Annotated in this window: 9 protein-coding genes; 3 read left to right on the top strand and 6 right to left on the bottom strand. The window is 60.3% G+C overall.

Annotated elements, in window-relative coordinates; translation table 11 throughout:
- The first annotated feature begins 366 nt into the window (after positions 1-366).
- Positions 367-1,722: a group II intron reverse transcriptase/maturase gene (ltrA, locus tag ACREC7_RS13770; protein WP_431556260.1), complete on the top strand. Its 1,356-nt coding sequence runs from the start codon at positions 367-369 to the stop codon at positions 1,720-1,722.
- A gap of 177 nt (positions 1,723-1,899) precedes the next feature.
- Here ltrA and istB read toward each other — a convergent pair whose 3' ends face one another.
- The 5 genes from istB to mobC all read right to left on the bottom strand — a co-directional run bounded on the left by istB (position 1,900) and on the right by mobC (position 7,963).
- Complete coding sequence (gene istB / locus ACREC7_RS13765; RefSeq protein ID WP_431556259.1) at positions 1,900-2,739, bottom strand: IS21-like element helper ATPase IstB; 840 nt, start codon at positions 2,737-2,739, stop codon at positions 1,900-1,902.
- Positions 2,736-4,247 carry an IS21 family transposase gene (gene istA, locus ACREC7_RS13760; RefSeq protein ID WP_431556258.1) on the bottom strand — a complete coding sequence of 504 codons (1,512 nt, stop codon included), beginning with the start codon at positions 4,245-4,247 and terminating at the stop codon, positions 2,736-2,738. Before istA ends, istB begins: the two co-directional genes overlap by 4 nt.
- Before the next feature lie 334 nt (positions 4,248-4,581).
- On the bottom strand, positions 4,582-6,228 hold the full coding sequence (locus ACREC7_RS13755) for an RNA-directed DNA polymerase (RefSeq protein ID WP_431556257.1): 1,647 nt from the start codon (positions 6,226-6,228) through the stop codon (positions 4,582-4,584).
- 210 nt (positions 6,229-6,438) lie between these two features.
- Positions 6,439-7,389 (bottom strand): relaxase/mobilization nuclease domain-containing protein, encoded by a 951-nt coding sequence (locus ACREC7_RS13750; protein WP_431556256.1) that lies wholly within the window; start codon positions 7,387-7,389, stop codon positions 6,439-6,441.
- A 22-nt stretch (positions 7,390-7,411) separates the two neighbouring features.
- Positions 7,412-7,963 (bottom strand): plasmid mobilization relaxosome protein MobC, encoded by a 552-nt coding sequence (mobC, locus tag ACREC7_RS13745; RefSeq protein ID WP_431556255.1) that lies wholly within the window; start codon positions 7,961-7,963, stop codon positions 7,412-7,414.
- Between the two features lie 379 nt (positions 7,964-8,342).
- Between mobC and ACREC7_RS13740 the strand changes: the two genes are divergently transcribed.
- The gene (locus ACREC7_RS13740) at positions 8,343-8,615 is read left to right on the top strand and encodes a helix-turn-helix transcriptional regulator (protein WP_431556254.1); all 273 of its coding nucleotides are present in this window, start codon (positions 8,343-8,345) and stop codon (positions 8,613-8,615) included.
- Positions 8,616-8,731: 116 nt separating this feature from the next.
- Here ACREC7_RS13740 and ACREC7_RS13735 read toward each other — a convergent pair whose 3' ends face one another.
- Complete coding sequence (locus tag ACREC7_RS13735) at positions 8,732-8,974, bottom strand: helix-turn-helix domain-containing protein (protein WP_431556253.1); 243 nt, start codon at positions 8,972-8,974, stop codon at positions 8,732-8,734.
- A gap of 471 nt (positions 8,975-9,445) precedes the next feature.
- Here ACREC7_RS13735 and ACREC7_RS13730 point away from each other — a divergent pair, with 471 nt between their 5' ends.
- Positions 9,446-9,778 (top strand): ribbon-helix-helix domain-containing protein, encoded by a 333-nt coding sequence (locus ACREC7_RS13730; RefSeq protein ID WP_431556252.1) that lies wholly within the window; start codon positions 9,446-9,448, stop codon positions 9,776-9,778.
- Positions 9,779-9,866 lie beyond the last annotated feature (88 nt).

The raw sequence follows: 9,866 nt of genomic DNA, 5'->3' as shown, positions 1-9,866 counted from the left end.
GCTACGAAGTGCGTATCCATCAAGGCCGCAGAGGTAGATCCGCCGGTTGTGTGCTGAAAGCGGTCGAACTTACCTCGGGAGATCTGTCTCTCTGTCAACGTCGGGAGGCGTGGACTGAGCAGCGAGCGATCGTTGCTGAGCGGGCGACAGAAGTCAGCAGCGGGCGTACTAGCCGGCAGGCGCAAGCCGAACGACCGGTGAAGGCCCAAACGGTCCTGCGTAAGCAGGGTAATGGGAGCGGGGAGTAGTCAGTGCGACTCATGGGGAATAGCAGCCGTAAGACCGAGCCTGTTCTGGGTACGTCGGTCATCTCGCCCGTCGGCGCGGTGAAGCCGCGCAGCCGCTCGGGATGGGGTTGAATCGCTCATGGCGAAGCAGGTGTACGAAAGCCCGGCCGAGACCGAACCGATGATGGAGGAGATCTGCGAACAGGAGAACTGTCGAGAAGCATTGCGGAGAGTCAAGGCTAACAAAGGTAGCCCAGGAGTTGACGCGATGAGCGTTGACGATTTGCCGGGATACCTTGTGCAACACTGGCCCGAGATTCGCGCCCAGCTCCTGAGCGGGACCTATCGCCCGCAGCCGGTTAGGCGGGTAGAAATACCCAAGCCGGATGGCGGGATGAGAAAGCTCGGAGTGCCAACTGTGCTGGATCGGCTGATCCAACAGGCGGTACTTCAGGTGCTGCAAAGGCGTTGGGATGCGAGTTTTTCCGATCACAGCTACGGGTTTCGACCCGGGCGCTCGGCGCATCAGGCGGTCGCCCGTGCCCAGCAATATATCGTTGAGGGGTACGGGTGGGTGGTAGACCTGGATTTGGAGAAATTCTTCGACCGAGTCAACCACGACCGTTTGATGGCCAGGATCGCGGAGAGGATCAGCGATAAGCGTTTGCTGAAGCTGGTTCGTGCGTTCCTGACGGCCGGCGTGATGGAGGGCGGACTGGTGAGCGCGGTGGATGAGGGTACGCCGCAGGGCGGGCCGCTTTCACCGTTGCTAAGTAATCTGGTGTTAGATGAGCTGGACCGAGAGTTGGAGCGACGCGGCCACTGCTTCGTTCGGTATGCGGACGACTGCAACATTTACGTTCGCAGCGAACGCGCAGGACAGCGGGTCATGGAGAGCATTACGAGCTTCATCGAGAAGCGACTCAAACTCAAGGTCAACGCCCGGAAGAGTGCGGTGGCTCGACCCGAGGAGCGCACGTTCCTCGGGTTCACCTTCACACGCCTTGGGGCTTCGCCTGAACTGCGGCGTAGTATTGCGCCAAAGGCTCTGCGACGCTTCAAGGAGCGGGTGCGGGAGATCACGCGCCGGAACCGAGGGGTGAGCATGAAATGCATGGTGGAGGAACTATCAGCGTTTCTGCGTGGCTGGCGAGCTTACTTCGGCTTCTGCCAGACCCCCGAGGTGTTCGACAGCCTTGATAGCTGGGTGCGCCGTCGCCTGAGGGCGGTGCAATGGAAACAGTGGAGGCGCCCACAGCGACGGTGTAGCGAGTTGCTCAAACGGGGCGTGAGTTGGGTAACAGCCGTGACAACGGCTGCCAGCTCACGCGGCCCATGGCATCTCGCACGCTGCCTGGCTGTCCAGGTCGCCCTTCCCAATGCGCATTTCGACTCGCTGGGACTTTTCCGTCTTTCCAAGACGCTCGGCTCAACCCGCCGAACCGCCGGATGCGGGATCCGCATGTCCGGTGGTGTGGCAGGGGTGCGCGGGTGACCGCGCCCCCTATGCCGATCTCCGGGGTATTTTCTTCGCCTCGGCTTTGCTGTGCGACCTCGCCTGAGGCTCCAGGAGCGGAGATCTCGGGTGACCCCTGGGCCTGCTATCCCCGGATTTGGCTTCTTGATCTGGCTGGTGCGCATCGCTCATCTCGCCGTTGTCCATCGCAGAGCACTACGTCGGGTTTTGATTGTCGCTCGGCGTCAACGGCCCAACGTTCTTGGTCGTGGCATAGTGGGCGGTCCTTCCCGGGCCTTGCTTCTTTCGAGCCAGAGCCGCCCGTCGCCTGTAGCTCTCCACGTTCATCTCGAAGATCGTCGCGTGATGGACGAGCCGATCGACGGCTGCGAGCGTCATGGCCGGGTCTTGGAAGATCTTCCCCCATTCGCCAAAGGGTTGATTGGCCGTGATGAGGACCGAGCGGCGTTCGTAACGAGAGCTGATCAACTCGAACAGCACTGAGGTTTCCGCCTGGTCCTTGGTGACGTACACCAGGTCGTCCAATATCAGCAGATGATAGCGATCCAGCCGCTGGATGGCCGCTTCCAGCGCGAACTCGCGGCGTGCGACTTGCAGCTTCTGCACCAGATCCGAGGTGCGCGTGAACAGCACCCGCCAGCCTTTCTCGAGCAGTGACAGTCCGATCGCCGAGGCCAGATGCGACTTGCCCCCGCCGGGCGGTCCGAACAGCAACAGGTTGGCCCCTTTCTCGAGCCAGCCGTCGCCGGCGCACAGCGCTGAGACCTGCGCCTTGGAGATCATCGGCACGGCCTCGAAGTCGTAGTTCTCCAGCGTCTTGCCCGGCAGCAGCTTCGCTTCCCCGAGATGGCGTTCGATGCGCCGCCGATCGCGTGCAGCAATCTCATGTTCGGCGAGGGCCATCAGCAACCGAGCCGCCGGCCAGCCTTCCTTGTCCGAGCGCTCGGCGAACTTCTCCCACAAGTGCTTGATCGCCGGCAGACGCAGTTCGCTCAGCAGCAGCGTCAGGCGCGTGGTGTCAATGCTTTCGTTCATGCCGCCTCTCCCATGCACGAGTCGTTCAGCGCCTCGTACAGGCTCAGAGGCGAGAGCTGCACGCATACCTGCGGTAAGCTCGCAAGGTCCGGCGCGAAGCGCGCGCACAGCTCCTTGAGCTGCGGCAGCCGATGGGCGGCGAGGTCTTCGCTTAGGATGGCGGCCAACTGCCCCTCGCACGCCCGATCGTGCGCGAGACTCAACAGCTCCAGCATCAGTTTGCAGGCGCTGCGCTCGTTGAGCCGCTCGCACAGATAATCGAACATCTGCCGATACGCCTCGCGCGGCCAGAGCTGGTCGCGGTAGAGGAGATTCAGCAGCGCCATGGGCTTGCGCCTGAGGGCGTGGATCAGGTGATGATAGTCCACCACGTGACCGTGCTTGCCATCACGGCCCGGCCGACCGCGCACCAGACTCAGTACCCGCGTGCCCCCGACGTAAAGCTCCACCCGATCGTCATACAAGCGCGCCCGCGGCCGGTGCCCGATCAGGCGCGAGGGCACGGTGTAGAAGACCTTGCGCAGCACGAAGCCTCCCGAGCTGGTCACGTAGACCAGTTCCTCTTCGTAATCGGCCGTGCGGGTGTCGGGAAGGGCCTGCAGCAGTGCCCGCTCGGCATCGATGCGCTTGATGTTGCGCGCGTTCTTGCGACCGACGATCTCATCGAGGAAGGATCGATAGGCACCCAGGTCCTCGAAGTCCCTCGTGCCGCGCATCAGCAGGGCATCCCGGATTGCGTGCTTCAAGTGCCCGTGCGCACTCTCAATCGCACCATTCTCATGCGCGACGCCACGGTTATTGCGGGTCGGTTCCATGCGGTAATGCGCACACAGCGCATCGTATCGGTGGGTCAGATCCTCGCGCGCATCGTGCTCGAGATTACCGAACGCCGCCGACAAACTGTCGCTGCGGTGCTCACGCGGTGCGCCCCCCAAAGCCCACAGCGCGTTCTGCAGCCCCTCGGCCAGGGCCACGTAGCTCTCCCCGCCCAGGATGACATGCACGTGCTCGAACCCCGAGCACGCCAAGCGGAAGTGGTACAGCCGATGATCGAGCTCGACCCCGCAGACCCGCACCGCCAGATCCGCCATCTCGGTGAAATCCGACAACCCCATCCGTCCCGGCTCTTGCACCTGGCGGAAGATCACCTCCCGATCCTCACCGTTCAACGCCCGCCACTGGCGGATGCGCCGCTCCACCGTCCGACGCACATTCTCCGGAAGCTCCGGATGGCGCCGCTGCATCTCCTCGAAGATCGCGATCGCCCTCAGCCCCGGCGCCGCCCGCAGCATCGGGACGATCTCGGGATCAAAAATGCTCACCAGCGGATCGGGGCGGCGCCGACCCCGGGGCAACGCCTTCTGTGACGGTAATCGCGGATCGTTCTCGATGCGGTATGCGCTCGCCAAGCTCATCGCCGCTTGCGCCGCCGCCGCCGGCTTCGACACGGTCAATCTGGATTTCATGTACAGCCTCATCTGGTGATCGTTGATGTGTCGACCGGGCATGAGGCAGGTACTCCGTCACTGGGAACACCACCTCAATACCCGATCGGCCGCGATCACCGACGAGCCGGACCTCAAATCAGTCCGAAATCGCCTCCTGGCGGGTCAAATCGAGGGCCAAAGCCTCGAAAATCGACCTGCCATGATCTTCTCATCCTGATTGACGCGCTTCTCACCCTGATTGTCGCGCGACAGGAGCGACTTCGAGTGGGGGTTATTGAGTGGACGAATGTCAGCTCTATCGTGGGTGCTGGGCGCGAACTGGGAAGAATCGCTGGATACGTAATCGCCTCTCGTCTGAATCTGCCGACCCATATACACGCCTGCAAATCGCCAGTCAGCTCCCCTTCCTTTTCCCCGCCCCCGAAGAAGCCACTGGCGTCAGGAGATCATGCAGCACGCCGTGTCCGCTCCAGCTCGCCTTGGCCGTTGCACGCTCCGCGGAGGGCCACTTCTGGGATGAATAGAAAATCGCAGCCTGGACGTAGTTGCTAGCCGAAGAATAGAGACTGCGCAGCGCCGTGCGGCGTGCATGATCGCCGTACCGCCCGACGTAGATTGCCGCGACGGCGCGCAGTGCGTCATGGCAATCGGTTGACTTCAGTAGGTCTAGTGCGGCCTTTACGACGGCATCGTCGCCCTTTTTGTTTTGGGTCAAGCCCGCGAGCAGCCACATCCTCTGCCAGTCGAATAACGACTTGTCCTGCAACGTTGACAGCATCAAGTTCTGCACCGAACTGTCGAGGAAGCGCGCGAGATATGCGCAGTAGATCTGCGTCATCGAGGGCCGTTTCTTGAATGAACTCATGACATGATCGACTGCGTAGTCCGAGTCGGCGGCGGCGAAAAGCGGTAGACAGAAGCGTTCGATGTTCTCCTCGTTACCGGGATAGTCGCTGATGGAGTCAAAAAGAACCTTCGTAGCTTCGATCTTGAGATTCTCTTCGTCGAGGTTGTCGTCCTGCTCTTCCTCGTCTTCCCATTCGGACTGAAAACCGTAGTCCGTCCTGAATTTGTGGTCGCCGACCTGGCTGGACACCTCGTCGAACGCATCCGCAAACAGTTGCTCGAGATCGGGCTCCTCCGTCACCAGTGCTGCCTTGGGCATAATCGATGACTTGGCCTCGTTGATAACGAGATCGTAGCTCCGCAGTGCCGGAATGATCGCGCGTAGCAACTTCTCGCCCTCATCGACGCTTTTCAGGAACACATATATATCGTCCACATAGCGGGCCGAAGGGACATCCAGGTCCTTCAGCATGAGATCAATAGGCGCGAGGTAATAGTTCCCGAATAGGTCCGAGGGAAATATCCCCTGCAGAATACCGCGCGAATTACGCTCACCCGTGTAGCGCGACAGCACAGCTTCAAGCCGGGACGCCAGGCCGCTCGGATATCCCGCATCCTGCAGCACGTTGATGAGTTTGTGCTGGTTGATCGAGCCGAAGTAGTTTGCGACGTCGAGCTTCAGAACGTAGCGAACAGATTTCGGCTTCGAGTTGTTCGCCAGTGCCTTCTGCAACTTGGCCCAACACTCGCGAGTCGGCGCGAACATGGATGGACTGCCGGGCTCCTCCAGCCGGTGACTAAAGGAACGGGTGCTGTCGGTGCTGGCCTTCACGATCGGCCCGGCCTGATCAGCAAGCGCCTGGTAAAGCAGCCGATCGTGGGGCAGGAGGATGCTGCCGGGCCGCGAATAGTTGGGCCCGAGTCGCCTGATCGACGCTTTCACCCGAATGCGATATGTCTTCGGCACCTCAATGGTCAGCGGCAGCCCAACGCTGTACGAGCCACTAGCGAGCCGGGAGTGAACCTGGTCGATGAGCCTATCCTGCGCCTTGCGGTAGATGAAGCCGAGGTGCGGTGCGTAGATGAAATCGGAGCGCAGGTCCTGAATGATGCGCGCGAGCGCAAGCTTCCAATCGATCTGCTTCAGCAGATTGGAATCAAGACCGAACTGTGTGCCGATTTCCTGAGGGGACATAGGACCGGCAATGGTAGCAGCGTTGGTTGGGGCGCGGAGCAGCCTTACCGCCGAACGCTATGGCGTCGGCTCTGCGGTCGCCTCGGAGGACCATCACGTTCCGGTAACCGGCTGGCGAAGATTGCCCCGGACTACGTTTCGATAGCAGTCGGGGCGTGGAATGCCCGGTTGTGCGTCCGGCGGTAGCGGACGCCACGGCCATTCGATCTTTCAGCGCGTCCTCTGCATCGGTTCGATTTTCCTCCACCCAGCGCGGGCAGCCGATTTCCGCACTAGCTGCTCCTGGTCGGTCGTTGCCGGCGCCATTCGATCGATGAACGCTCGCACATCGTCCGCGAGGCGATGGTCACCCTCCTCCCGAAGGCGCTGAGCTACGGCCTGCCATCCAGCCACTACCTCTGATCGGGTCTGCTCCAAGATAGCCTTGCCCTGCCGGTGACGTGCGAGGGCACTCGGCGTCTTGGCCGCAAGTTCATGGATTTGTTTGCGTTCGTAGAAGGATTCGTTTCGTTCAGCGCTTCGGTAGATAGCATCGAGCTTCTTCGTCCGCACCTGTCCGCGAACGGCTCGCTCTGTCGCGTTCGCCGCAATACCTTGCTCTCGTAAATGATCGGCAAATTCGTACCGCCACTCCCGCAGTGTGGCCTTCCGAATCTTCAGTCGCTCGCCTTGCTCGCTCATCGCCTTGACGACCAGATGCACGTGCGGGTGGGCCTCGTCGGTGTGCAATGCCATTGCGTATCTGTGCTTCAGCGCAAACTGATTCTGCGCAAGCCCGCGCACCGCCTTGACTAACTTGTCTGACGAAGTTCCTGGCGGCATAGAGAAAATGAGGTTGTGAACGAGTTTGAATGGCTTCGGACGTCGGCGGATCGAGTGTTTGTCCTGGCGACGGTGGTCTTCGAGATCGAGATCCCAATCGAGAACGATCGATTTCTGGAAGCTGCTTCCGGTCACCCGCCGACCGTCGTCCATCTCGATCTCCAACTCACCTCCCCGCCCAATATAGGACAGGTGAGCTTCCACGCCGGCGCGGCTTCTGCCGCCTCCGCTTACCTTGACCACCACCTCGGGTGCTCTCCGAACCGTTCGTGCGATGTAAAGACGTTGGCTTGCGCTGAATTGCCGGCCGACGGCGCGGCCATAGCTGACGACGTCCAACAAAGCCCTTTGGCTTCCAAGGTTAATGACTCTCCTTTTCATGTCCCGCATCCCAACTGGCCAAGTTCGCGTTGATAAATGCCTTGAAATGGTCTCTGAGTCCGGTCAGTGCTCGAAGGAGTGAGAGCAGATCCGAACGGTTCGGTCCATTTGGCCATTGCTGTTGATTCACTGCTCGCGCAATTTGATTGATGTTGCGGCCGATCGCGCCTACCTCTGCCACGGACCGCTTCAACGTCTCTAGTTCAGCGGTCGGAAGCGGTGTCAGTGCACGAAGGTGAGCTCGAACAAGAAACGAGACATACGTGCTCGTCGGCAGTTCCCTTGCCCTGGCGCGTTCGCGCAGAAATAGCAGGTCGTCTGGCCGCAGGCGAACCGAGATTCGCCCGCTTGAGGCAACTGACTCGACTGGATCCAGCACTGACTGCGTCCCCGTATCGGCCATGATAAGCGCCGACTTGACCAGCCGCCTCAACAGAGCTGATTCAGACAGTCCTTGGGCGTGCGCGATCTCTGCAAAGAGTGCCCTGGAGTCGGAATCTATCCACGTCGAGAGGTGAACACGAGTCTTCATGTGGAGTTGAGTTTGAAACAACGAGCTGCCAGTTGGCTATCCTGCACTAGCGTCGAATCCATCTGCAACTGCAAACATGCCGAACCGCCGTCCGTCCGAACATCGCGCACCGGAATCTAACGTCGGGACGTTCCATATGGAATTCAGTTCCTGCTTGCAATGGCGTCAGGAACGCCGTGCGCGTGGAGTTGTCAGCCGTATGAATCAGGCGCGGTAGTCGAATCGAACTTAGCGAGTTTGGAGCAACAACCGTCTCGAGCTGACCGGCATTCGATGGGGAGAGTTGTGCAGTGATTCGTCGCATTTCAAGGGTAGGCGATAGAGCGCTCTTCATCCATAGTGATGCTGTGGGCCGTTATAACAGCCGAGGTATCTGCACATGGTTCATGTTGGAAGTGGGCAGGGTGAATTGGCGTTTGAGGAAGCCAAGGCGACCGAGCAAGTTAAGCCCCAGCGCGTGCTTCGACTGCCCCAGGTGCGAGCACTTACCGGGCTGGGGCGGTCGTTTATCTACAAACTTCAGGCCGAGAATAGGTTCCCAAAGCGCATTAAGATCGGCGCGCGGGCAGTCGGTTGGTTGGAGGATGAGGTCCAGAAGTGGGTAGCGGACAGGATCACCGAGAGCCGCCACGGGAAACCGAATCCGTCTTAAGCAGCAAAGCTGACGCAGTTGTCAACGGACATCTGCGGTCTCTGTTGGCTCATCCTGGACGCTTGGGCGATCTACACGAGGAAGGCGATCATCCGGTGCGGGCGCCTTCTCACGCGCTACGAATGCAGCCCACGGTGTGTCATCCGAACCAATTCCGCTGGGTCCATGCCGAGCGCATCGGCGATTGCGAACAGGTACGTCAGCGTTGGTTGTCGCATTCCGCGTTCCAACAGGCTGGGGTAAGTGCGATCCAGGTCAGCTCGCTCGGCAAGCGCTTCTTGAGTCATATTGCGTTCGCGCCGAGAGTCTCTCAGCACCACGCCAAATGCGCAGGCCACTTCGCGACGGCGGGCACTCATGGCTGCGACTTCTCGGCGTCGCGAGACAGTTGAACATCAATCTCCCATTGCCTCAAGCGTTTCCAGTCTGGCGTCGGAGTGGCTCATGTCGTGGCCGCCGCCGCGGGGATGTAAAGTCGGCGGATGCGCTCGATCTGAGTCGCGAGCGCATCCACAACGCCGTGTCGCAGGCATTCGGCGATGTCGGCGTCCTGCTCGCAGTTCTGTGTTCTCAGTGCGATGTGGGTCGTGATGGCAATAGCGCTGATCACCCTGAGGTGACGCGTGATATCGGCGAGGGGGTCCTGTAGGCGACGACCTCGGGGTCGGAGCTTAGAGGCGATCGATTTGCGGACCCGAGTTGACCGGCGAATAGGGGATGGATCGATGGGCGGACTTTCCGCTCGAGGGGCTAGACGGAAGTCGCGACGTTTACGGATTGATCGTCTTTGGAAGTCGCCCTTTCGGGCTTTGTTACCATTCTGAATAGCCATGCGCAGCCTCCTTAGCTGGGATGCGTGTGGTCAGGAGGCTGGCCGGGCTGCAACCCGTCCGGCCTCCGCTGTTACTCAATCAAAACTACGCTTCCTGATGTTACATGTAAAGTCAGGAAGCTGGCGGGCGGTGAACATGGTCGGAAGCCAAAAGGGTAAGCAGGTGCAGATTTGCTCTTACTACCCGCCAGAAACGGCGGCACAGCTCAAGAAGCTGGCTGAGAAAACACGGATACCGTTAGCGACGTATTTGCGAGAAGCGGCCGACGATTTGCTCGTGAAGTACGCAGACACCGTGCAGCAAACAACCTCAAAGCCTCGGAAGGGGTGATGCCCCCGTATTGCCTCACGTAATTTTGTTACCGGTTGCCTCATCAGCAATGTTACCAGCCGCCTGCTCGTGGATTAGCCAAGGTTGC

Source organism: Methyloceanibacter sp., assembly GCF_050728395.1.
Taxonomy (GTDB): domain Bacteria; phylum Pseudomonadota; class Alphaproteobacteria; order Rhizobiales; family Methyloligellaceae; genus Methyloceanibacter.
The sequence above is the reverse complement of the archived record's forward strand: the minus strand, read 5'-3'. Positions and strand labels throughout refer to the sequence as shown.